The organism is Desulfobacterales bacterium (assembly GCA_021647905.1).
Classification (GTDB): domain Bacteria; phylum Desulfobacterota; class Desulfobulbia; order Desulfobulbales; family BM004; genus JAKITW01.
Genome location: JAKITW010000002.1, coordinates 18312 through 43124 on the forward strand (window position 1 = coordinate 18312; position 24813 = coordinate 43124).

The following is a 24813-nucleotide window of genomic DNA, read 5'->3' on the forward strand; positions in this document are numbered from 1 at the left end:
GCCCAGATGAAAACCGGGTTAGAGGCAGACCCGGAGGACATGTTCAAGGTCGGTTATTCCATCGAACACCTTGGCAATGGCATCCATCTTCAGGGTTCGCATTCCTTCCTTTATGGCCAGCATCATCAGCTCCTCGGCCGGGGCCTGTCGCTTGATCGCCTGTTTCAGCTCCGGCGTTCCCACCAGCAGTTCATGTACCGCGACCCGGCCCTTATACCCCGATTTGCCGCATTTGTCGCAGCCAACGGCCCGCATCAATTCCAGGTCGTCGGTGTACTCCGGCATCTTGTGCTCCTCATACCATTCTGGCATATAGGACTGTACCAGGATCTCGAATTCATCCTGATCAGGATGATATGACTCCTTGCAGTCCTTACAGAGCCGCCGGGCCAGCCGCTGGGCCAGGACGCCCAGCATGGCATCGGAGAAACTTATCGGGTCCATGCCCATTTCAATGAGCCGGACCACGGTTTCCGGGGCGCTGTTGGTGTGCAGGGTACTGAAAACGAGATGGCCGGTCAGGGATGCCTCAATGGCGATCTTGGCCGTTTCCGCGTCGCGCATCTCGCCGATCATGATCACGTCCGGGTCGGCGCGGAGAAAGGAGCGCAGGGCCGCTGAAAAGGTGAAACCGATCTTGGGCAGGACCTGGACCTGGCGCAGGCCCGGCTGGGTGATTTCCACCGGGTCCTCGGCGGTCCAGATCTTGCGGTCCGGCTTGTTGATGTGGCCGAGGGCGGAATGGAGGGTGGTGGTTTTACCGGAGCCGGTGGGACCCACACAGAGGATAATGCCGTAGGGTTTGGCAAGAATTTTTTCAAAATTTACCAGGTTGTGGTCTGAGAAGCCCATCTCGCTTAAGGCCAGGGGTTTTGACGCGGCCAGGATCCGCAGGACGGCATCCTCGTTGCTGCCCACCGTGGGGGTGGTCTCCACCCGGAATTCGATCTTCTGCCGTTTATAGCTGATCAGGATCTTGCCGCTCTGGGGCTTCCTCCGCTCGGAGATGTCCAGGTTGGACAAGATCTTGATCCGGGCGATAATCGCCCGTTTGAAACTCCTGGGGACCCGGTGCGCGACCTTGCAGATCCCGTCGACCCGGTACCGTACCAGAACGGGCTGGCTGCCCATGCCCGGTTCGATATGAATATCCGATGCCCCCTTGCGGTAGGCATCCAGCAGGATCTTGTTGACCAGGGTAATGGTCTGGGAGTCGGATTCCTTGACCGCGGTCTCGTCTTCTTGTTCGTCAACCTCACCCGCCTCCAACTCCTCTTCAGCCAGTTCGCCGAGGATCTCCTCGACCTCGGACTCCTCCTCGGCCAGCACGACCTCCTCGCCGTGGTAGTATTTTTCAATGGCCGCGGAGATCTGGGCCGAGGTGGCGACCACCAGTTCGATCCGGCGCTGGGCATGGAAACGCAGGGTGTCGCCGATTGAAGGGTCGGTGGGCTGGGAGGTTGCCACGGTCAGATGATCGGGGTGATCCTCCAGGGGGAGTACCTGGAGCTGCTCCACCATTTCCAGGGAAATGGCGGCCAGGGCCTTTTCGTCGGGCTCGATATCCCGCAGGTCGACGAACCGCAGACGAAACTTGGTGGCCAGGGCGGCCAGCAGTTGCTCCTCGGTCAGCAGGCCCCGCTCCATCAGAATGTCGCCGATCCGTTTCTTCTGGCCCATCTTCTGGCTGGCCAGGGCCGCCTCGACCTGTTCCTTGGTGACCAGCCCCGAGGCCACCAGGATATCACCGATCCGGGCCCGGATCGGGATGGACCCGGCCAGTTGCGCCTCCTTGACCGATTGTTCGATATGTTCCTGGGGCAGCTGGCAATGCTCGGCAATGATCTCGCCGATCCGGAGTTCCTTGGCCTTTTTCTGCTCTTCGATGGCCGCCTCGATGGCCTCCTCGCTCACCAGCCCTTCTTCCGCCAGGATCTCGCCCACCGGCCGGTATTGTCGGCGCATCCGCACCCCGCTGTAAGGGAAGAAGATAAAGCGGTGGCTTGCCTGCTCCTCGATTGAGAAGCCATAGAATCCGGTCTGAAAGGCCTGGTCCTCCGGAACCCGCACCTGGAAACTCTTGCCGGTGGTGGTTTCCACCTCTTCCAGCACATCCGCGTTATGGGCGTCCTCGATCTCATCCGGCTTGTCTTCCAGCAAAACAGCGCAGACCTCGGCCAGCGAGAGTTTCCGTTGTTCCCCGGCATCGGACAGGATGACCTTGATCTCGTTCGTGTTGGGCGAAAATTCAGCGGCCAGAGAGCCTTCTTTTCTCTTGCCGTCGGTCAGTTCCAGGATAATGGTCCGGTTCAAGGGTCACCTCGCGGGATTCGGTTGCAGTGCTTGCCGTCCCGTATTTAAAAAGGCAACGGTCGGAAACGCAAGTTTTTTCAATTTTTTCACTGTTTTTCAATCAGCCGGCCGGAGACCCCTTTCTCCATTTGACGGGAAAGGGAACTCCGGCAAATATTGTCGGTCTCGCAACAACCCGCTCGACGGACGTGTGCCATGTTGTAACTTGTTGATTTTATTGGGTGGCATTTGAAGCCTTTCGGGTTGTTACCAGTTCATCAAGTATTGTCGGTCTCGCAACAACCCGCTCGACGGACGTGTGTCATGTTGTAACTTGTTGATTTTATTGGGTGGCATTTGAAGCCTTTCGGGTTGTTACCAGTTCATCAAGTATTGTCAAGGAAGGAAGTTCGCGTCTGTGGGGGGACAAAGGAATCATAGCCTGGTCAGGACCTGCCTGAGCCGCTCAGCCACCTGCTTTTTCGTTGCCGCGGACATCTGCTTGAGGTTAAGGGCAATGGAATAGCCGGTCCCCTGCTCACGGATCTCTTCGGCCCGGCCGGCAAGTTTCTCGTAGAGGCCAATCAGCTGATAGGTCTGCACCGGCCTGGCGATTCCCTTGGCCCGGATCTCGCCCATGGGTTCGCAGGCGACCTCATCCTTGACCAGGGCATGGGTGGTGGCGGAAACCAGTATCTGGTCCGGCGCGGCACTATTTTCCAAACGGCTGGCCAGGTTGACCTGGCCGCCGATGATCGTATAATCAAGGCGGTCTTCCGAGCCGAAATTGCCCACGGTGCAGAATCCGGTGTTGATCCCCATCCTGATCCTGAACGGTTTGGGCAGGGCCATGGCTGCGGCCCATTTATGACGCAGGTCGTCCATCCGTTCACGCATGGCAATGGCCATCCGGACACTGGCCAGGGCATCGGCCTGCTCGCCGCGGGACTCGGGGTCGCCGAAAAAGACCATGATCGCATCACCGATGAACTTGTCAATGGTGCCGCCGAAACCGTGGATGATCTCGGCCATCTCGTTGAGGTACTCGTTTAACAGCCCGGTCATCGCCTCGGGCTCCATGTTGTCGGTCATCTCGGTGAAATCCTTGATATCAGAGAAGAAGACGGTGAGCAACTTGCGCTGGGAGTGGAGTTTGACATCGGTTTTGCCGGAGAAGATCGAGTCATAGACCTGGGGGGCGAGGTATTTGGCAAGCTTGCTGGAAAGCTTCTCCATTTTCCGGTAAGAGGCCTGGAGTTCCCGGGTCCGTTCCTCCACCTTGACCTCCAGATACTCGGTGGCCTGTTCCTGGATCTCCAAGGCCCGGATCTGGGCCGCTTCGGTCTCTTTTTTCATCATATTGACCTGGTCCGCCAGGGCCAGGGCCAGCAGAATGATCTCCAGCACCGAGCCAAGTTGCTGACCGTATTCGGTGACAACATTACTGGGCAGCGCCCCGAAGCTCTTCAAGCCCAAAAGCGCGGTGCCGATGAGCAGCATGAACCAGGCAATGGTAAAGTAGCGGGCCGACCGGTAGCCCCGGTGCCAGCAGACCAGGCTGGTGATAAAGACCGAGGGGGCGAAGATGGTGGCGAAAAAGGCGGCAACCACAATGGTCCTGCGGTCATCGACAAAGATGGAGGTTGCCATGATCAGGACAAAGATGGTCATCAGCCACCCCAGAAAGCGGTGCAGCCCGGGCACGGTCTCCCGGGTCTGAAGAAATACCCGGGTAAACTGGAGGGCGCTGATCGCGGTGGCGCAGACCAGAAAGGGCAAGGCCCGATCGGTCAGCCATGGGTGGTGGGGCCAGAAATACTCGTTGGCCAGGCCGTTGTAGGCCATCTGCCAGAGGATGAAAAAAAACACATGGATGGCGAAAAAAATGTAACTGGGAAAACGGACCACCAGGAAGAGAATAAGATAATAGACGGCGATGATCAGGGCCGTGCCGTAGTAGACTCCCAGGCCGAGCTGGATGTTTTTTACCGTGGAAAGGAAGGCCACCGGTTCCCACAGGGTCAGTGAAAAAGGCACTGAACCTTTGTCACGGTAGCGGATGTACAGGGTCTGGGTTGCCGCGGGGGGCAGGGGGATGATAAAGGCCGGGTTGCGGTAACGGATTTCCCGTTCCTGGATCGGCACCAGTTCGCCGGCCCGTTTGACCGCAAAGGTATTGTCGGCGCGGGGCAGATAGAGATCTACATGATCGATCAGCGGCGAACCCACCTCAAGGACATATTTTTTTTCTTCGGCCAGCCGGTGATCCAGTTTGAACCGGACCCAACAGGCGCCCCGGCCGAAGCCGAAATTCAGGGTCTCCTTTAAAGCGGGCCGGAACCGGTGGGCCATGCCGGGGGCAGAGACCGCCGCAATATTCAGTTCACCGCCGGGGTCTTCCAGAACATCGAGATGTCTGCCCAGGGAATAGCGTGGCTGCTCGCCGTTTACCACCAGGGAATCGGCCGCGGCCGCGGGCCCGGCGACAAGCAGCGCCAGGCCGACCAGGAGTGCATATCCGAAAAACCTTCGCACCGGCGGCATACCAGGGTTCAGTGCCATGACCCCTCCCGGGAAGTATTAAACGGTTCATCCGACTACAGGGCTGAGCGACGAGTGCTGAGAAAAAGTATAATCGCCCTCTTTCGGTTCAAGCCCGGAACTCTTTGCTCGTTACTCATCACTCCAGCGACAGGAGATGGGTGCGCAGGTTGCGTTTCTTGTGCTTGAGCCCGAGCTTCTTGCGGAGATTGTTTCTGTGGAACTCCACGGCATTTTGCGAAACATTCATCAACCGCGACATCTCTTTGTTGGTTTTTCCCAGCTTGATGAAGTCAGCGACCTGGACCTCCCGGGGACTTAAGCCCAGGGCGGCGGAGGAAACACGCTGGGGGAAGGCGTCGGTGATCTTGTTTAAATTGTTCTTGACCACGTCCACATAGGACCTGCTCCGGGAAGGCGGCAGCCGCGCCTCAAGATGGTTGAGGTAGGGCAGGACCCGGCGCTTGATATTGTTGACGATTTTCTCCTCAACCTCCTCCTTGGCCCTGCTGACCTGCTGCAACAGGACCCGCAGGGCGGTATTCACCTCCTCCAGTTCCCTGGAACGCCGGCCCAGTTCTTTTTCAATCTCTTTGCGCTCGGTGATATCGAACATCGCCCCGATCAGGCCGGCCACCTTGCCCTTGCCGTTGTAAAAGGCCGCCTTGCAGATCATCATCTCCCGGAGGTTGCCGTCGGCAACAACGGCCACGCTTTCATAGGTTTCCCGGCCGCCCTTTTTAATGATCCGTTTGTCGATCTTATTATGGAGGACCGCCGTGTCCTTGGTGGCAAACTCGGAAACCATCTTGCCGATCAGTTTCTTGCGGGGCATGCCCATGGCCTCCTCAAAGGCGCTGTTGCAACCAAGGAACCGGCGGCGGGTGTCCTTGAAAAACACCGGGGTGGGGATGGCGTCGATCAGGGTCTGCTGAAAGGCCAGTTGTTCGGCCAGGCTTTTGGTTCGCCTGGTCACCAGCTTTTCCAGGTTGTTCCGGTGTTCGCGCAGGGCCTGTTCGGTCCGCTTGATACCCAGGCAACTGCGGGCCAGGCCGCAGACTTCCACCATGCTCAAGGGCTTGCGCAGGAAGAAATTTACCCCCTTCTTGAAACAGCGTTCCACCTCGCGGTCGTCGCCATGCCCGGTGATCACCACCACCAGAAAGGGATCGTCGGGCTTGATCGTGACCTGTTTGAGAAATTCAAAACCATTCATCACCGGCATCTTGAGGTCAAGAAAGATCAGGTCCGGCGGTTCCTTGTCGATCATTGCCAGCCCCTCGGCGCCGTTCTCTGCAAAAAACAGGGAGTACGGTTCATGTTTCAGCGCCTTTTTCATGGTTTGTCGCAAAGCGAATTCGTCATCAATGATCAATATCCTGGGTACGCTCATGCTCTTGTCCTCTTTCCCTTGTCTTCACGAGTGGGTCGGTCTTGTTCCTGCCGAACCCGGTCTCAGGGTAATCGCCCGGAGGTGTCGATCGCTTTTTCCGGCCCTGCCTAAGGGGGGATCTCCTTTTCCGTCCCCGCCGCCACCGGCAGCGTAAAAACGAACCGGCCGGCGCCGCCGGGAACGGGCTCATACCGGATTGAACCATGGTGCTCCCGGATGATGCCGTAAACAATGGCCAGCCCCAGACCAGTCCCTTTATCCACCTCCTTGGTGGTAAAAAAGGGCTCGAAAATTTTCCCCTGCAGCTCGGTGGAAATTCCAGGGCCGCTGTCGCTGAAGGTCGTTGTCACCCGGTGCGATCCGTCCCGGAACATCTCCACCATGACCTTGCCGCTCTGTTCCAGCTCCATCGCATCCATGGCATTCTGCAACAGGTTGATGAACACCTGCTCGAGCTTGTTGGCATTTCCCCGCACCAGCGGGAGATCAGAGGGTGTGTCCAGGCGAAGGTCGATATTATGGCGGCGCATCCTTTCACCCATCAGGATCATGGTCTTGTCAAGAACGGCGGGAAGGGCGACCGGTTCAAAAATATCAGTATCAGGACGGCCAAAGGTGCGCAACTGGCCGGTGAGGGCGGAGATCCGGCTCACCTGGCGCAGGGCCTCGCGGAAGTCGTCCCGCAACTCTTCCATGTCCACCCGGCCGAGATCGAAATCCCGCAGGGTGGACTCGTAGATCACCCTGATGAACGACAGCGGCTGGTTGATCTCATGGGCGATGCCGGTGCTGATCTGCCCCAGGGAGGCCAGCTTGGCCTGGGTCAGGGACTTGACCTCCAGCTCCTGCCGCTTTTTTTCGGCCTCAACCCGGCGGCTGATATCCCGGGCCAGGACGGCCATCTTGGTCGGCCGGTTATGGGCGTCGACAATCGGGTAGACCGCATAGTCGAAATAGCGTTCGCCATGTTCGCCCTCGAAGCGGAGGTTGCGGCCGGCAGCCACGGCCGCCTCGATCCGGCCGCGGAAGCGGAACAGGGTGTCGTCAACAGCGAGCAGGTCCCAGATGTTGTTTCCCGCCAGGGACTCCATATCCAGGCCAAGCCGCTCGGCCATGGCCTGGTTGGCGTCCAGGATCGTGCCGTGAACATCCAACAGGGCCGAGGCGTTGATCGGAACGTTCAGCAGAACCCGCGCCGTCTCCTCGCTCTCCAGCAGGTCCTGTTCCGCCTGCTTGCGGATCGCAACCTCCTGCTCCAGTTCCGCGACCTTCTGCTCCAGCCCCCTGCGCAGTTCGTTGATGGTGGCAAAGGCGCCGCCGAGCTGGCTGACCAGGGAGTCGAAGGTCCCGGCCAGGGCCCCCAGCTGGTCGGCGGTGTCCACCTCAATACCATACCCCTTGATGTTGCCGACCAGTTGGTTCAGGGGCCGGGTAACCTCCCGGACAATGAAAGAGGTCACCACCGCGCCCAGGACCAGGGCCCCGGCAAACAGCAGAAGGCTCCTGGAAAGGGTGCCCCGGAGCCGCTGCTGCAGGGGCCGCTGGTCCACGCAGATCCCGATAAAGCCGATTATCCGGCCGCCGCCGGAGACCGGGCCGCTTTGCTCAAAGAACAGGGACTCGTTGCTAAAGGTTCCGCTGGTCGCCCGCACCGGAGACCAGAACTCAATAACTTCACTGACCGGATCCTCAAAGTAAAGGGTGGTTTGGCTTGCAGCCACCTTCCCGAGTATCTCCGGGTCCATTCCCTTTTCAACGGTGCAATGACTGCGCCCCGCGGGCCTCCGCGGGTTGAATTCCATGGTCAGCAGCTTGATGTCGGTGTTATAGACACAGACCTCCAGCACCCCGTCCACCCGGAATGCCGACTGGACGGTGGTTTTGATCTGTTCCGGATCCTCGGCAAAAATTCCCAGCCGGGCCGACTGGGCCACCACCTCGACCAGCAACCTCCCCTCCCTGATCATCTCGGTTCTCAGTTCCCGCTGCCGGCTCCAGAAGTGGTAATAACTCATGGACCCGGCAACCAGGAGGATGGCGGCCATCAGGTAGACGAACACCCGGACGGTTAAGTTCTTGTTGATATGATCCAGCGGGCGGAAACGCTTCATTGGCTATTCTCGCGGGTCGTTGTTGGTCGGGGCGCCCACTGTTAACCCCAGTTTGCCGGCCACGATATGGTTGACCGATATCTTGACCGTGGCGGGTGCGGCCGCCGGCAGCCGGGACGAGCCCGGCCTGCCGATAATCTGCCGGGCCATTTCCCCGGCCCGCTCTCCCATGGTGTACGGATCAAAGGTCACTGCCACGGTGGCGCCCCTTTTCAGGTATTTCTCTGAAAAGGTGAGTACCGGAATCCGGTTTTCAAGGGAAAAGAGCAGGATGACCTCAACCGTCTCCGGGGTGGTCACGGTCTGGTCCGGCAGCATCCAGAAGGCATCGATCCGGCCGGCCAGTTTCTCCAGAAGCCGCCGCACCTGCCGGCGGTCTTCCGTCTGCTCTTCGATAACGAGTATTCCTCGTTTGTCCGCCGCCGCCATGATCCTCCGGGCCAGGACGCTGTTGCGCCGGGGATCATAGATAAGCCCGATTCGTCTGAGCCAGGGAATCACCCGGAGAAAGGCGGCCAGTTGCTGCTCCGGAGAAATAATCATCTCCACCCCGGTGGTATTGGCCCGGTCGGCGGCCAGCGCCCCGGGATAGGGCACCATCAGGTAGAGGATGGGGATATCGGCTATCGACTTGACCGCATTCAGGGCATTGGTGCCCACGGCCAGGACCAGGGCGGGCCGCTTGGCCAGAACCTTGGCGCGCAGGAATGCAGGGCCCGGTTCCTCGGCCAGAACCAGGTCGGTGATGGTGATCGCGGAGATGCTCTTCAGACCCCGGGCCGGGACCGCCCGGGCGACCGCCGCCCGGAAACCATCCAGGGCCGCCTGATAGGGTGCGATCCGGGAACTGCTCACCGTAACGACCTCAGCGGCCCTGGCCGGCCAGGCCCCAAAAAGCAATACCGCAAGTATGAAAAGGAAATATTTCACGCTGCAAACCGCCTTTCCGGCACGGCAGAGGGCTGGGTTCTCCGCCAGCACCCGCCGTTTTGTCAGCAACATTGAGAAGAAAGGATGAGAGGTTTCAAGATTCCCAGGAAGTGAAAAAATTGTTTCCCCGGCAACCTTGAGAATATAACCTATCCGGCCGATTCTCCAACCCTAAAAAAGAACTAGGGTTATACCAGGTAAAAACTATCACTCTGGCCAACACATTGTTGGCTCGGAATTAATGTTTTTCCGTCTCTCCTTGCCTCTGGAATTGGATTTTACTATAATAAATATGATGAACTCGTAACAACCCGAAAGGCTTCAAATGCCACCCAATAAAATCAACAAGTTACAAGACGAATCACGTCCGTCGAGCGGGTTGTTGCGAGACCGACAAATATGTTTATATGAAAATCGTAACCATTCACCGGGGGTATGGAATTACGGTAACCTCATGCCCGTAAGCAGAGTCCTTGTAATGGCAGAGTGATATCTTTACTTTGTTTCGTTGTAACCGGCCAACATGGTCCAGCCATGCTGGGCTGGCTGAGAAAACAGGGTTGCCGAAACCATCCGGCGTCTCTTTGGGAGAGAGGAAATATGCCCGGAAAAATCCGCCACCGCTTGATGCTGCTTTCCTGGGCCGCCGCCTATCTGTTCTTCCCGGCACCATTGCCGGCCGCGGGCCCGGCCGCCGATGCGGTCCTGGCCGAGGACCAGTTTCTGGAACTTTACTTTGACAAGGACCAACTGGTGCAGGCCCCCACCCGCTCGCCCAAACCCCTGTCCCAGGTCGCCGAGAACGTCACCATCATTTACGCCGACGAGATCGAGGCAATGAACGCCCATAACCTGGCCGAGGTGCTGAACCGGGTCACCGGCCTCTATATCTCCAGCAATGGCCGCGATTTCGGCAGCAGTGCCAGCCTGACAGCCCAGGGATCCGAGCCGCGGCACGTACTGGTGCTGTTAGACGGCATTGTCTGGAACTATATCGGCAGCGGCCGGGCCGGCACCAGCCAGATCCCGCTGGGGATCATCAAGCGGGTCGAGGTGATCAAGGGGCCGGCCTCCTCCACCTGGGGCGCGGCCCTGGGCGGGGTGATTAACATCATTACCAGGGATGCGGGAACCAGTGCCAGGCCCGTCAGCACGCTTTCGCTTTCCTACGGCCAGGCCCGCTCCCTGGACGTTCAGGCCCGGGTGGCGGGCCGGGCCGGCACTGTCGGCTACCTGCTCCACGCCGGCAGGCAGCGCTCCGACGGGCTCCTCAAGTCCCGGGAGTTTTTCAGCTCCAGTTTGTACGGCAAGTTCACTCTCGATCCCCAGCCAGACCACAACCTCACCCTTACCCTCGGCTACAGCGATCCGGAGTGGTATGCCGGCGATTTGCCCAGCGGCGGGATTCTTTCCCAGGGGCTTCATCAACGGCGTTTTGTCACCGCCACCCTGGACTCGCGGATCAGCCCGGTGCTGGCCCTCAACCTGTCCCTGCACGCGATCCAGCGGCGCTTTGATCAACTCAGTGACGAGTCCGGCCTCTATGCCGTCTTTGGCCCGGGCTACCAGCGGGGCGATCTGTTTGAGAACAATATCTTTGACGAGACCAACTATGGGGCCGGCGGCCGGCTGGTCTGGACCCCGGACAGCCACACCGTGGTGCTGGGCCTGGACCTGGAGCGCAACGAGAACGAGCAGCGCAACCAGGCCGGGGCCTATCGCCAGTGGCAGGGCGCGGCCCCTTTTTCCACCTACTCCTCTGAGATTAACCAGTGGGCGATCTATGGTAATGACACCCTTGCCCGCGGCAGATTGACCCTGACCCCGGGCATTCGTCTTGACGGCAACTCCATCACCAAACCATTTATCAGCCCCAGCCTGGGGATAACCTACCGCCTGCGCCGGGATACCCTGCTCCGGGGCCAGGTGGCCCGGGCCTTTACCATCCCGCCCCTGTCCTGGCTCTCCGGCGGCGGGCTGTTCTTCGATCCCAACCCCGATCTTGAGCCGGAACAGGTCTGGTCCTTCCAGGCCGGAATCGAGTCCACGGCCGTCAAGTATCTCTGGCTCAAGGGCACGGTGTTCCGGCACGATCTGGACAATACCTTCGGCGAGACGACCTCGCCTCTCAACCCGAAGCATTCCACTATGCAAAACATGGGCAAGGAGCACCGCACCGGTTTTGAGGCCGAGGCCAAGTCCGCGCCCTTTCACAACCTGACCCTGGGCGCGGGCTTTTCCCTGGCCAGCATCGACCGGGACTGGAACAGCGATGACCAGACCCTTTACAGCAGCAACCTGGAGCTGGCCTTTACCGAGCCGAAGACCGGATTCAAAGCCTCCCTGTTCGGCCATTTCGTCTGGTGGGACCTGCCCGACTCAACCACCAGGGGCAGCTACGACGACTTTATCTGGGACCTGAACGCAAGTAAAAAAATACTTACCCGGGACCGCTCCATCACCACCCTGTTTGTCACGGTCCACAACCTGTTCAACGGCACCCAGTACCGGCACATTAACTTCAAGGATCCGGACCGCTGGGTGGAGGGCGGCATCCGGGTCTTTTGGGAGTAGCGCCAGACCCACGGCCGGAACACAGTGGGATAAAGGTGTCCAGGGCCGGCCAAGCCTTAAGATAAAGGAGGTGATGCCTGTTTTTCTCAAAGGCCAGGGCAATAACCAGTAACAGCAACCCAAGGAGGGAAGTATGAAGACATTAAAGATTATCGTTCTGGACCCGGGTATGGACTTGATGGAAATCGCGGCACAGGGGGACTGCTGTCTGGGGGCGGAAGTCGCAACACGGTGAAGGCCGTTTAAAACAAAAGGGACGCCCCGGCGTCCCTTTTGTCGTAAACGGCAATTTTTTTTGCCCCGGGCTCCTGGGTAAACGCTTGCAGTCCAGCGGGTATAACCTTTTTCGGGAATCCCTTATGCGCCTTTCTGTTTATCTCAAATCCTGGCCCTATCCGGCCGCGCCCGGCCACCACCTGCTCTACTCCACCCGCACCGCGGCCCTGGCCCTGGTGCCTGACCCGGTATTGACCAAGCTTGCGGCCGGCGGGCAGGTGGACCAGGAGTTTATCGACACCCTGACCCCCCTGGGCATGCTGGTCGCGGACCAGGATGCGGAGCGGGCCATGGTGCGGAACATGCTCGACGAGTTGAACCACATCAACCCCACCCTCACCGTGGCGGTGATCCTGGGAATGGAGTGCAACTTTGCCTGTCCTTACTGCTACGAGGGCAGCATGAAGGGCAGATATGCAATGGACGATGCCGTTGCCGACCAGCTGGTGGTTTTTTTAAAGGACCTCTTTGTCCGGAGAAAAAAGAAAAAAATGACCCTGGACTTCTACGGCGGCGAGCCCCTGCTCTACCTGGGCCGGATTATCTCGTTAGCCGGACAGCTCAAGCCCTTTGTTGAGGAACAGGGGGGCGAATTCTCCTTTTACCTGGTGACCAACGGCTCGCTGCTCACCCGGAAAAGGGTGGCGAGGATGGGCCCGCTGGGCCTGGCCACGGCCAAGGTCACCGTGGACGGACCGGCCGCGATCCACAATGTCCAGCGGCCCTTCAGGTCCGGCCGGGAGAGCTTCAACCTGGTCCTGGACAATATCGCGGCCTGCTGCGACCAGGTCAGGATCGGCATCGGCGGCAATTTTACCCGGGACAATTTCCGGGAGTTTCCCCTGCTTCTGGATGAGCTGGCCGCCCGGGGCCTGACCGCGGACAAACTACGCCAGGTCAAGTTCGACCCGGTGATGCAGATCACCGACACCTTTGCCAATCCGGAGTTCCGGGCCGGCTGCAGCTCCTACAGCGACCCCTGGGTGGGCCAGGCCTTCTTTTATCTGCGGGACAAGATTATGGCCCAGGGGTATTCCACCCCGAAGATGAGCCCCGCTGCCTGCATGGTGGACCAGGAGGACACCTTTACCGTGCATTACAACGGGGAGATCTACAAATGTCCGTCCATGATCGGCCATGACGGCTATCAGGCGGGCGATATCTTTCAAGGCCTCGGCGACTATCGCGGCGCCTATCACCTCGACCACTGGCAACAGGAGGAAAAATGCCGCCAATGCGTCTACCTGCCCCTCTGTTTCGGCGGCTGCCGGTACCTGAAACTGCAGCGGGACGGCGACATGGACGGAGTGGACTGCCGGCAGCCCTTTCTGGACTCGGCCCTGGAAGAGATGCTGCGCCAGGACATTCGCTACCGGAAACCGGAAGACAGAGGACAGAAGACAGAGGACAGATAAGCCAAAAACAGAGGTGCAGGGTTGTGACTATTTCTTCTTGTCCCGGGCCGCGTTGTACAGACCGGGATAGAGCCGGATGGCGCAGGCCGGGCAGATGGAGTGGCTGAATTCGATATTGGCGCGGGCCCGGATGTAGGACTCGATCTCGTGCCAGTGCCCGCCCTCGTCCCTGATCTTCTTGCAGGAAGCGCAGATGGGCAGGAAATCCTCCAGGGTCTGGATGGTTTCCTGGGCCTGCTGCAGGTCGCGGACCAGCTTTTCCCGCTCCTGTTCCAGCCGCTTGAAGCGGATACACCGCTCGGCCAGGCTTGAGATCTCCACCAGGTTGATGGGTTTGCGTAGAAAACTATGCACCCCCAGGTTGTAGCATTTCTGAATATCTTCATCCCCGCCATGACCGGTGATCACCACCACGGTATAGGGATCGGCCGGCTTGTAGTCTATGGACCGCAGAAAGCCGATGCCGTCCAGCACCGGCATCCGCAGGTCGAGGAAAATAAGTTCCGGGGATTCCCGGCGGAAGAACTCCAGTCCCATTTTGCCGTCATCGGCAAAGAGAAGCTCGTAGCCCGCATGTTTCAGCGCCTTCTTAATCGCTTGCTGGAGGATGGTTTCATCGTCCACCACCAGAACCCGGGGGGGGGCGGTTGGATGAACTTCCGGGGAAACGATCTGCATGCTCTCCTCCACTGCTGGGAATTATGGTTGCAAAACCCGCTTCAAAAAATGGCAAGGAATAAAAACCCGGCCCAGAGACCGGGTTTTGAGATAAACACCATGGTAGACCGAGTCCGCTTGAAATACAATACTAGAAAACTGCCAGTATAATACCAGGTGAATACTAGTACCAAGGTGATTATTCTTTCTGTGGTATCGTTTGGTTATGCCCTGTTGGCGTACTTTTTTCGCCACCTGAAAAGAAATTGATCCGCAGCGGTGGATTACCAGATCCCGGTTGCGGAAAAGATCCTCCGGGTTGAGATAAAGGCGGGCGGACCAGGCTCCCTGAAATCCCTGCGGGGGTTTCCGCCGGACAAGGGCCTGGCCCTCAGGCCCGGATCATCTCTTCGGTAAGCAGTTTATCGGCATAGCGGAGGACAAACTCGCGCTGGGCCGGGGTGGCATGGGCGATGCAGTCGCAGTGCAGGGTGGTCTTGCTCCGCACCAGGAGTTCAAAGCGGACCACGTCGTCATCCAGCAGCACCCCGAAACAAAAGGGACCGCAGTCGGTATGGCCCTGCTGGCTGTCGGCCAGGAGATCGTCGGGCAGCTTGAGCCAGAAGAGCCCGTCCATGGGACCCGGCTCCAGGGTCCGTCTCAGATAGTTTTCAATATTGTTCCGCTCCTCGCGGCTCAACTCGTCAATCACAAACTGTCGCATGTTTTTACTTCTCCATCCTGGTTCGCATTCATTACAGATACTCGGCCGCAATGCCGGCCAGGGCGCTGCGCTCGCTTTTCTTCAGGGTGACGTGGCCATGGACCACCTGGCCCCTGAGCCGCTCCACCGTGTAGGTCAACCCGTTACTGCGGGAATCGAGATAAGGGTTGTCAATCTGGTACGGGTCGCCGGTGAGCACCATCTTGGTACCTTCGCCGGCCCGGCTGACAATGGTCTTGACCTCGTGGGGGGTCAGGTTCTGGGCCTCGTCAACGATCACATACTGCCGGGGGATGGAGCGGCCGCGGATATAGCTCAACGCCTCCAGTTCCACCACCTTGTCCCTGAGCAGGTTGTCCACCTTGTGCCGCACCGAGGCCCCGTTATCCTCGCGTTTGCGGTCTTCACCCACCAGGTAGGTGAGATTGTCAAAAATGGGCTGCATCCACAGGGACAGTTTTTCGTCCTTGGTACCGGGCAGGTAACCGATATCCTTGCCCAGGGGGATAACCGGCCGGGAGACCAGCAGCTTGTCATACTGCTTGAGCCGCAACGTGGTCTCCAGGCCGGCGGCCAGGGCAAGCAGGGTCTTGCCGGTGCCGGCCTGGCCCACCAGGGTTACCACCTGCACCTCCTGGTCCATGAGCAGTTCCATGGCCATCCGCTGTTCCTTGTTCCGGGGCCGGATTTTCCAGGCGCTGTCAAACCGGGAGTTGAGGTGTACCAGGCCGACACCAGCCACCATTCTCCCCATGCCGGTATGCTTTTCATTGGCCTGGTCCTTAAGGAGAACAAACTCGTTGGGAACCACGTCCGCCGACTCGATGGCCAGGACATCATTATTAAAAAACTCGTCAACAGTGTGACCAGGGACCAGCATCTCCCGGTACCCGGTAAACAGCTCGTCAAAGTTGACCGTCTGTTTTTCAAAATCCCGGACCTCCAGCCCCAGGGCGTCCGCCTTGAGCCGGGCACTGATGTCCTTGGACACGAAGATCACCCGCTTGCCTTGCTGCAGTAAATTATAGGCCACGGCCAGGATCCGGTTGTCCGGCACCGACATGTCCATCCCGGGCAGCGGCTTGATCTCCTTCTGGTCGATGGTGATCATCAGCGAGCCGCCGTTCTCGGTTTCCACCCCCTTGCCCAGGCTGCCCCTGCCCCGGAGGAGGTCCAGCTTCCGGATCACCTGGCGGGCATTGCGGCCCAACTCGTCGCTATGGGATTTGAACTTGTCCAGCTCCTCAATGACCGTCATCGGCAGGATAATGGTGTTGTCGTCAAAGGAATCAATGGCCTCTGCATTGTGCAGCAGGACATTGGTATCAAGAACAAAATATTTTTTCATACACCCTTCCGTTTATATGAAAGTCGCCACCAGGCGCCAGCCTTGCCATGCCGGAGTGACGTCTTTCATTATTTCGTTGTGGCTGGACAAATATGGTCCAGCCATGCTGGTTGGTAAAAAATTGTTGCTTCCTGCTGTTATCGATTCAGATATCCAGATAGGTCGTATCCCGGTTCAAAACCTCGCAGCCGGTCTCACTGACCACCACCATGTTCTCCAGCCGGATCCCGCCCCAGCCCGGCAGATAGATCCCCGGTTCCACGGTAACCACCATCCCGGGTTTTAATTTTTTCCTGCTCCAGCGGTTAAGGCCTGGAGATTCATGCACCGCCAGCCCCACCCCATGGCCCAGGCCGTGGCCGAACCGTCGGCCATGACCGGCCTTGCCAATCACGCTCCGGGCGGCCCGGTCCACCGACCTTGCCGTCACCCCGGGCCGAATTGCATTGATCCCGGCCAACTGGGCCCGGCGGACCAGGCGGAACAGCTCCACGGTCCGGCGGTCCGGCCGGCCCAGGACCACGGTCCTGGTCATATCCGAGCAGTAACCGTCAAGCCGCACCCCCATGTCGATGACCACTGGTTCGCCCGCCCTGAGCCGGTGGTCGGTGGGCAGCGCATGGGGCAGGGCGGAGTTGGGACCGCTGGCGACAATGGTGGCAAAGCTGGGACCCTCGGCCCCCCTGACCCGCATCCCGGCCTCGATTGTCCACGCCACCTCCTTTTCGCTGATCCCGGGTTTGAGTTGGGCATAAACCTCCTGAAACACCTCTTCATTCATCCGCACCGCCCGTCTGATCTTAACCAGCTCCTCAGAACCCTTGCACACCCGCAGCCCCTCGACCAGACCGGTGACCGGCCTGACTTCAACCCCCGGCCCCTTCAGGGACTCGATGATCCGTTCCGCTGTGACATGGGTTACCCCGTCACCCTCAAAGGCCACTCTTTTCAGGCCCAGCCGGCCCACCAGCTTTTGCAGCAACGAAACCAGGCCGCGCGGATAGAGAACAACCTCAAAACCCTTGGCCTCGGCCTCGGCCTGGAGCTGATAGCGAAAATCGGTCAGCAGATAGGGGGCCCCGCTGCCCGGGATCAGCAAGGCGCCAGCGCTTTCGCTGAGCGATGGATCCAGGGCGGTGAAGCCGCTCAGATAATAACGGTTCTCCGGATTGGTGACCAGAAGGGCCTGAAGGCGACGGCAGCGCATTGCTCGCCGGACACGGGCAAGGGGGGACATGATTAACAACCCTCATAAAAAGGAGTTAAGGGACAAAATGGACAAAAACCTTGATCCCGTAACGGTAGAGCATGGCATGCAGTTCGCGGATCGCCCGGATCGGCTCCGCCAGGCCGAGATCGACCCGGTAGCGCCTGCCCGGGTCTGTCATGGAGATGGCCCCGAAACAGACCTTGTCATAGCGGATTTCCGCGCCCTCGGCATGCCATTGCCGCAACCGGGTATCAACCGGTTCCACCTCTTCCGGGGTGAGGGGGGTTGCGGCCTGCAGATAAATTTCGATCTCCATGTTTCCACCTGGTCAGGCCAGCCGCCGGCCAATGAGATCCTTGTACTGATCCAGGGCTTTTCCATACTGGTTGTTCAGTTCGCCAATGATCCTCTGCCACTCCTCCATAAACTTGGGGTGGTGGACAGGGTCCAGCTGCATCCCCGGGCCGGACTGACCGGTCTGCTCCGCCATTGCCTGTTCCATCTGTTGACGAATGGCCTCCTCCAGCTGCCGGCGCAGGTCATTCCTGTGGTTTTTATACTGCTCAAGAACCTGGCGCATCTCTCCCATGGTCTGGACCAGCTCCCCGGCGCCAGCGGCAAGGTCGATCACCCCGACCATGGCCATGTCCGCGGCCTGGCTGTCGTCATCCCGGGGCAGGATGATATTGCGCAGCAAGGCCTGGACCGCCCCCCGGCGCATGAGCTGTTGCGCGTCCGGCTCCTGTTCAGCGATGGTCCGGGCCAGGGGCACGGTATTGTCCCGGAGATAATCAGCGGCAAGCCGCATCCCCTGCTTGACCGTTTCCTCTGCCGCAAGTTCGGCCGGAGGTAATGGGGCCGCATCCATCCGGGCCAGCCGCTCCAGAACCTTTTCCATGGTACTCTTTATTTCCGCCATCTGTTGTTTATTCCTCAGGGCTCTTTTCTTTGCTGCATTTACAGTCGTCAAGGGACACGGCGCACTCCACCCGGTTGCGGCCGTGCTCCTTGGCCTTATAAAGGGCCTGGTCCGCCTCTTCCACCAGTTCCTTCCATGAAAGACCGGCCCGGAATGCAGAGACCCCGGCACTGATGGTCACCCCGCTTGCGGTCTCCACCTCTTCCCGGATCCGTTCGGCAACAACACAGCCGTTCCGGGCCGAGGCCTCCAACAGAATCACCAGAAACTCCTCACCCCCGTATCGGCAAACCAGATCGCTTTCCCGAACCTGGTTCTTGAGGATGCGGGCCACCTTGGCCAGCAGCTCGTCGCCGGCGGCATGGCCATGGGTATCATTGTATTTCTTAAAAAAATCAATATCAAACATTGCCACGGAAAGGGTCTTTTCATAACGCTCGGCACTGGAAACACTCTGCTCAAGGGTGATCTCCATCAGACGCCGGTTGGCAACACCGGTCAACGGGTCGTGCAGGGAAAGTCGCTTGATCTCTTCATAGTGACGTGCATTTTCTATGGCAATGCCGACCTGGTTGCCGATGCCCAGGAGCAACCCCTTCATGTGCTCCCCAATCTTGACATCGGCACCGGTGTAGAGATACAGCACCCCGACCACCCGCTCCGCCACCTTGAGCGGCACGATGATGTGGCCGTGCGGGGCCATGCCCTCGTAACGGATGGTGTGGTGTTTATCGTGATCGCTGTTGCCGGAGATGACAATCTCACCGGTCCGGGCCGCCAGGCCGCAGAGGCAGGTGTCAACGGTCATGTTCTTGTGCTGTTCCAGAAAAACCGACGGGTGGCCCAAATGACAGACCAGTTCCATCCGCCGGCCGTCAACGATAAAGATCCCGCCCTTGTGCTCGACCTTGAAAATCTCGAGCCGGTTGACCACGGTCTTGAGAATATCGGATAGGAGTTCTTCCATGTCCCTGGTGTGGCTGATCACCCGGGAGACATCAAAAAGCACGGACAGCTCACCGTTCTTCTCCCGCAGGTCCTCGTTCTGCTGAAAAATTTTCTCCTCTGCCTCTTTTCTGGCCAGGATGTTCCGCTTCGCCCTGGCAATAATAAAGGCAATTACCAGCAGCAGCCCTGTTCCGAGAAAAACAAGCACCAGGTAATTGGTGGCCAAGAGGCGGTCCAGCTTTCCTTTCCGGGCTGTTATATCAAGAAAAATCTCCATGGCGCCGACAATTTCACCATCTTTTCCGACCGGAACAAAGGTCTGCACCACGCTTCCATTAACAGACCCGGCCCCTGCGGCTAACACCTCTGTCCGCACAACCCCGGCGCTGATCACCTGAAAAAATTTTTCACCGCCGATTATGGCGCCGACATCGTCACCATCCGTGGAGACCAATACCTCTGCGTCAGCGGACACCACGGTGATCTTCTTCAACTGAAACTGCTGCCGGGCCTCAAGCAGCTCCGCGACAAAACCAGGGGGAATATTTTCAGCGGTCAACTTTTTCCCGCCAAGATCCCGGGTTAACATGGTGGAGAGATGGGTGGCCACCTCCACGGCCTCCTGCTCGGCGTCCTTGTAAACCATGTCGCTGAAGACCGGAGAAACAAAATAAAGCAGGTATCCGGCCAGGGCCGCCACCGCCGCTGCGGAGGAGATCAGAACAATCTGCAACAGCCTGTACTCACCGTACAGGTGACCGAGTGATCCTTTTTTCACCATCGAGAAAACCTCCTTTTTGCGGCACGGCCGGCCCGTGCCGGACAAAAAACACCTATACAGCACCATAGAACAGGGAAAAAGGTCAAGTCAAATGTGATGAACTCGTAACAACCCGAAAGGCTTCAAATGCCACCCAATAAAATCAACAAGTTACAAGACGAATCACGTCCGTCGAGCGGGTTGTTGCGAGACCGACAAATGTGGTGAACCGGCAACAACCCGAAACATTACAACCACCACTGAATAAAATCAAAAAACCCACGGCTCTTCGTTGTTTCCCGGTATAAAAACTATTACTATATGACGCTTACCTGGCAGGAGACGACCCGGAGTCCGGCGGGACCCGCCCTGTGAGTGGTTTCACTGAAACCGTTCCGGCGACTTTCGGAAAAAAAAGGAGAACAACATGATATCTATCATCGTCCTGGCCACCCGCAACGCCGGCAAGGTGCGGGAATTCCAGGAGCTGGTCAAGGATTTCCCTGTGGAAATAAAAAGCCTGAGAGACTTCGGGCCCATCCCGGAGGTGGAAGAGGACGGCAAGACTTTCGAGGAAAATGCCTATAAAAAGGCCTTGTTCACCGCCAGGGTCCTGGGGCTGCCCGCCATTGCCGACGACTCCGGCCTGGTGGTCGAGGCCCTGGACGGCGCCCCGGGGGTGTATTCGGCCCGCTATGCCGGAGAAAACGCCACGGACCGGGAAAACGCGGCCAAGCTCCTGAAAGTGATGAAGGGGGTCGCCAACCGGAAGGCTGCCTTTGCCTGTGTGCTCTCCATTGCCGTGCCCTCGGGCCCGGCCCTGACCTATGAAGGACGATGCGAAGGCGAAATCCTGGAGGCGCCCCGGGGAGAAAACGGCTTCGGCTACGACCCGGTCTTCTTTTACCCGCCCCTGGGCAAGACCTTTGCCGAAATACCGATGGCGGAAAAAAACAAGGTCAGTCACCGCGGTCTGGCCTTGGCCGAGCTGGCCAGGGAGCTTGACAAGGTGATGGTCTGGCTGAATGCCCGCCTGGAGGAAGTGAAACCGCCCAAGCCGGACCACAAGGAGTTCGAGCATAACGACTGGTCGGAAGAGAAGATGGTATAGGGGCGCTCACCGGGCACCGAACCCGGAGCCCGGTGGGGCTTTCCCGGTGAGTGGTTACGTATCGGGCGCTGATCGCTTTATCCTGATTCTTCTTTCAAGTCGCGCGCCAAAAGATCCCTGACCGCGGCCTCGCAGCCCTTGTTGTCGTAGAGTACCGCGTGGATCTGTTCCAGAATCGGCATCTCCACCCCCTGTTTCCGGGCCAGGTTCCAGGCCGATCTGGTGGTCTTGACCCCCTCGGCCACCATGTTCATTTCCCCGAGAATGGTGGCCAGTGATTTGCCCTGGCCCAGCTTCAACCCCACGGTCCGGTTACGGCTGAGTTCGCCGGTACAGGTGAGGACCAGGTCACCCAGACCGGCCAGACCGGAAAAGGTGAGCGGTTGGGCGCCCATCTTCACCCCGAGCCGGCTGATTTCCGCCAACCCCCTGGTGATCAACGCGGCCCGGGTATTGGTGCCGTAGCCGAGACCGTCGCAGATCCCGGCGGCAATGGCCACGATATTCTTCAACGCCCCGCCCAGTTCCAGGCCGATAACGTCGGTGCTGGCATATACCCTGAATTTTTCCGTGGAAAACGCTTTCTGGAAATAGCGGGCCGCCGCCAGGGTCCGGGCGGCGACGGTGACCGCCGTGGGTGTGCCCTGGACCACCTCCCTGGCAAAACTGGGCCCGGACAGAACCCCGAGCTGGAAATCATTTTCCCGGCCGGCCAACTCCTCTTCCATCACCTGGGTCATGGTGGCCTGGGTCTCGTTTTCAATCCCCTTAGCCGCTGAAAGGACATAAGCCCCGGCGCCAAGATGGGGGACAAGTTGTCGGAAAACCGAGCGATACACGTGGGAGGGCACCACCATTACCACCAGCCTGCACCCGGATACCGCCCCCTTGAGATCGGCAAGCGGGGTGATCCGGTCGACAAAACGGTAGCCTGGGAGATAGGCCTTGTTTTGCCGGTCGCGGCGGAGCTGCTCGACAAACTCCGGCCGATGGCCCCAGAGAAAAACCGGGCCGCCGTTCTCGGCCAGCGGTTTGGTCAGGGCGGTGCCCCAGCTGCCGGCACCGATGACCGCGACCCCCTCAACCGGGACCATTATTGGTTCTCCTGGATGTTGCTGTTTTCCTCGCTGTCATCATCGTCATCATCGGTTCCCGGGGCCACCCGGTCCATGCTGACCACCTTCTCTCCTTCCGCCAGGTTGATCAGCCGGACCCCCTGGGTGTTGCGGCCGATGACCCGGACCGCCCCCATGTTCATCCGGATGATCTTGCCGCTGCTGGCGATCATCATCACCTCATCCTCGTCGGTGACCATCAGGACGCCGATGGTCTTGCCGTTGCGTTCGCTGGCCTTGATGGCGATCACCCCGCGGCCGCCCCGCCGCTGCAGCCGGTAATCCTCCACCGGGCTCCGTTTGCCGTAGCCGTTTTCTGTCACCGCCAGGATGGATTTATCATCCTCCAGCACCACCATCCCGACCACCTTATCGCCGGGACGCAGGGTAATCCCCCTGACCCCGGCGGCCACCCGGCCCATGGCCCGAACATCGCTCTCATGAAAACGGATCGACATCCCGTTGCTGGAAACGAGCAGGATCTCGTTATTACCGTTGGTGATGGCGGCAGACATGATCTCATCACCCTCGTTGATCCTGAGGGCGATCTTGCCCTTGCGCAGGGGCCGGCTGAACTCGGCCAGCATGGTCTTCTTGATCCGGCCCAGCCGGGTTGTCATGAACACATAGGCCTGCTCGCCGTGGTCGAAACTTGAAACCGGCAGGATGGCAGCCACCTTCTCGCCCTCGGTAAGCTCGAGCAGGTTGACGATCGCCTTGCCCCGGGCGGTGCGACCGGCCAGGGGTATCTCGTAGACCTTGCGCCAGAACACCTTGCCCTTGTTGGTGAAAAACAAAAACGTGTCATGGGTGGAGGCCAGATAGAGGTCGCGGACAAAATCCTCCTCAATGGTGGTGATCCCCTTGATCCCCTTGCCACCCCGCCGCTGGGCCCGGTACAGGCCCATGGGATTACGCTTGATATAACCGGAATGGGTGACCGTGACCACCATGCTCTCCCGCGTGATCATATCTTCCGGCAGGATCTCGTCCGGGGCCTCGATGATCTCGGTGCGCCGCTCGTCGCCGTACTCATCCTTGATCCGTTTAAACTCGTCACGGATGATCTTCATTACCAGGCTTTCATCACTCAACACCCGGTGATACCCGGCAATATCTTTCAGGAGCGACTCATACTCGTTGATGATCTTTTCCCGCTCCAGCCCGGTCAGCTTCTGGAGCCGCATATCCAGGATGGACTGGGCCTGGATCTCGCTCAAGCCGAAAAGCTCCATCAGGCCGCGGCGCGCCTCCGGGGGGTTGGCCGATTCCCTGATCAGGGTAACAACTTCATCCAGGTTGGTAAGGGCAATCTTCAATCCCGCGAGGATATGGGCCCGGTCTTCCGCTTTTTTCAGATCATGGGCCGTGCGGCGATAGACAATGGTCTTGCGATGAAGCAGGAAATGCTGGAGGATCTGTTTGAGGTTCAGAATCTCCGGCTTATTGTTGACAATGGAGAGCATAATAATCCCGAAGCTCTTCTGCAGCGGGGTATGCTTGTAGAGCTGGTTCAGGACCACATCGGGAAACTCGTCCTTTTTTAACTCCAGCACGATCCGCATCCCCTGCCGGTCCGACTCGTCCCGGATCTCGGAGATGGAGGTAATCTTTTTATCCTTGACCAGCTGGGCGATTTTGGCCACCAGGGTGGCCTTGTTCTGCTGATAGGGGATTTCGGTAATTATAATCGCCTCGCGCTTGCTCTGCTTGATCTCCTCGATATGGCTCTTGGAGCGGATCAGGATGGAGCCGCGGCCGGTTTCATAGGCCTGCCGGATCCCGGCCCGGCCGCAGATAAAGGCGCCGGTGGGAAAATCCGGCCCAGTGATGATCTGACTCAGCCGATGCACCGCAATGCTCGGGTCGTCGATCATCGCGATCAGCCCGTCCAGTACCTCGGTCAGGTTGTGGGGTGGAATATTGGTGGCCATCCCCACCGCGATGCCCGAGGAACCGTTGATCAGCAGGTTGGGAATCCTGGCGGGAAAGACCAGCGGCTCGGTCAGGGAGTTGTCATAGTTGGGGACAAAATCCACGGTCTCTTTTTCAAGATCAGCCACCATTTCCTGGTCGAGCCTGGTCATCCGGGCCTCGGTGTAGCGCATGGCCGCCGGTGAATCGCCGTCCACTGAACCGAAGTTACCCTGGCCGTCCACCAGGGGGTAGCGCATGGAAAAACCCTGGGCCATCCGGACAATGGTGTCATAAACCGCGGTGTCGCCGTGGGGATGATATTTACCGATAACATCGCCAACGATCCGCGCCGACTTGACGTGGGGCCGGTTGTAAAAATTGCTCAATTCGCGCATGGCGTACAGGGCTCGCCGGTGCACCGGCTTGAGGCCGTCGCGCACATCGGGCAGGGCCCGGCCGATAATGACGCTCATCGCATAATCGAGATAGGATTTGCGCAACTCCTGCTCAATGGAAATGGATTGTTCCGTGCTCACGTTTTCTTCTCTCATTATGTCCTTCTGTGTAACTGA

The 24813-nt window shown here is 59.0% G+C and carries 17 protein-coding genes; 3 read left to right on the forward strand and 14 right to left on the reverse strand.

The genetic code is table 11. The features are described from left to right. Positions 1 to 18 precede the first annotated feature (18 nt). From tadA to L3J03_00515, 5 genes are all read right to left on the reverse strand, one after another. Positions 19 to 2313, reverse strand: a complete 2295-nt coding sequence (gene tadA / locus L3J03_00495) for a Flp pilus assembly complex ATPase component TadA (protein MCF6289473.1) — start codon at positions 2311 to 2313, stop codon at positions 19 to 21. A 414-nt stretch (positions 2314 to 2727) separates the two neighbouring features. Then, positions 2728 to 4854 carry a hypothetical protein gene (locus L3J03_00500; GenBank protein MCF6289474.1) on the reverse strand — a complete coding sequence of 709 codons (2127 nt, stop codon included), beginning with the start codon at positions 4852 to 4854 and terminating at the stop codon, positions 2728 to 2730. A gap of 118 nt (positions 4855 to 4972) precedes the next feature. Then, complete coding sequence (locus L3J03_00505; GenBank protein ID MCF6289475.1) at positions 4973 to 6226, reverse strand: response regulator; 1254 nt, start codon at positions 6224 to 6226, stop codon at positions 4973 to 4975. A gap of 107 nt (positions 6227 to 6333) precedes the next feature. Then, a complete protein-coding gene (locus L3J03_00510; GenBank protein ID MCF6289476.1) occupies positions 6334 to 8337 on the reverse strand; it encodes an ATP-binding protein in 2004 nt (667 codons plus the stop codon). Between the two features lie 3 nt (positions 8338 to 8340). Further along, entirely contained in the window at positions 8341 to 9267 is a 927-nt protein-coding gene (locus tag L3J03_00515; GenBank protein MCF6289477.1) for a hypothetical protein, read from the reverse strand. 600 nt (positions 9268 to 9867) lie between these two features. Between L3J03_00515 and L3J03_00520 the strand changes: the two genes are divergently transcribed. Both L3J03_00520 and gptM read left to right on the forward strand, forming a co-directional pair. Next, positions 9868 to 11841, forward strand: coding sequence for a TonB-dependent receptor (locus L3J03_00520; GenBank protein MCF6289478.1), 1974 nt, complete (start codon positions 9868 to 9870; stop codon positions 11839 to 11841). 359 nt (positions 11842 to 12200) lie between these two features. Further along, complete coding sequence (gene gptM, locus L3J03_00525; GenBank protein ID MCF6289479.1) at positions 12201 to 13532, forward strand: geopeptide radical SAM maturase; 1332 nt, start codon at positions 12201 to 12203, stop codon at positions 13530 to 13532. A 27-nt stretch (positions 13533 to 13559) separates the two neighbouring features. Here the strand turns inward: gptM and L3J03_00530 are convergent, their stop codons facing one another. The 7 genes from L3J03_00530 to L3J03_00560 form a co-directional block, all read right to left on the reverse strand. After that, entirely contained in the window at positions 13560 to 14210 is a 651-nt protein-coding gene (locus tag L3J03_00530) for a response regulator (GenBank protein MCF6289480.1), read from the reverse strand. Positions 14211 to 14580: 370 nt separating this feature from the next. Continuing rightward, on the reverse strand, positions 14581 to 14913 hold the full coding sequence (locus tag L3J03_00535) for a hypothetical protein (GenBank protein ID MCF6289481.1): 333 nt from the start codon (positions 14911 to 14913) through the stop codon (positions 14581 to 14583). A gap of 31 nt (positions 14914 to 14944) precedes the next feature. Further along, on the reverse strand, positions 14945 to 16261 hold the full coding sequence (locus tag L3J03_00540) for a PhoH family protein (GenBank protein ID MCF6289482.1): 1317 nt from the start codon (positions 16259 to 16261) through the stop codon (positions 14945 to 14947). A 145-nt stretch (positions 16262 to 16406) separates the two neighbouring features. Beyond that, the gene (locus L3J03_00545) at positions 16407 to 17468 is read right to left on the reverse strand and encodes a Xaa-Pro peptidase family protein (protein ID MCF6289483.1); all 1062 of its coding nucleotides are present in this window, start codon (positions 17466 to 17468) and stop codon (positions 16407 to 16409) included. A 55-nt stretch (positions 17469 to 17523) separates the two neighbouring features. After that, a complete protein-coding gene (locus tag L3J03_00550) occupies positions 17524 to 17787 on the reverse strand; it encodes a hypothetical protein (protein MCF6289484.1) in 264 nt (87 codons plus the stop codon). Positions 17788 to 17799: 12 nt separating this feature from the next. Further along, positions 17800 to 18390, reverse strand: coding sequence for a hypothetical protein (locus tag L3J03_00555; GenBank protein MCF6289485.1), 591 nt, complete (start codon positions 18388 to 18390; stop codon positions 17800 to 17802). Between the two features lie 7 nt (positions 18391 to 18397). After that, on the reverse strand, positions 18398 to 20119 hold the full coding sequence (locus tag L3J03_00560) for a sensor domain-containing diguanylate cyclase (protein MCF6289486.1): 1722 nt from the start codon (positions 20117 to 20119) through the stop codon (positions 18398 to 18400). 406 nt (positions 20120 to 20525) lie between these two features. Between L3J03_00560 and L3J03_00565 the strand changes: the two genes are divergently transcribed. After that, entirely contained in the window at positions 20526 to 21209 is a 684-nt protein-coding gene (locus L3J03_00565; protein ID MCF6289487.1) for an XTP/dITP diphosphatase, read from the forward strand. A 77-nt stretch (positions 21210 to 21286) separates the two neighbouring features. Here the strand turns inward: L3J03_00565 and L3J03_00570 are convergent, their stop codons facing one another. Both L3J03_00570 and gyrA read right to left on the reverse strand, forming a co-directional pair. Continuing rightward, the gene (locus L3J03_00570; protein ID MCF6289488.1) at positions 21287 to 22303 is read right to left on the reverse strand and encodes an NAD(P)-dependent glycerol-3-phosphate dehydrogenase; all 1017 of its coding nucleotides are present in this window, start codon (positions 22301 to 22303) and stop codon (positions 21287 to 21289) included. After that, on the reverse strand, positions 22303 to 24792 hold the full coding sequence (gene gyrA / locus L3J03_00575) for a DNA gyrase subunit A (GenBank protein MCF6289489.1): 2490 nt from the start codon (positions 24790 to 24792) through the stop codon (positions 22303 to 22305). Before gyrA ends, L3J03_00570 begins: the two co-directional genes overlap by 1 nt. Between the last annotated feature and the right edge of the window lie 21 nt (positions 24793 to 24813).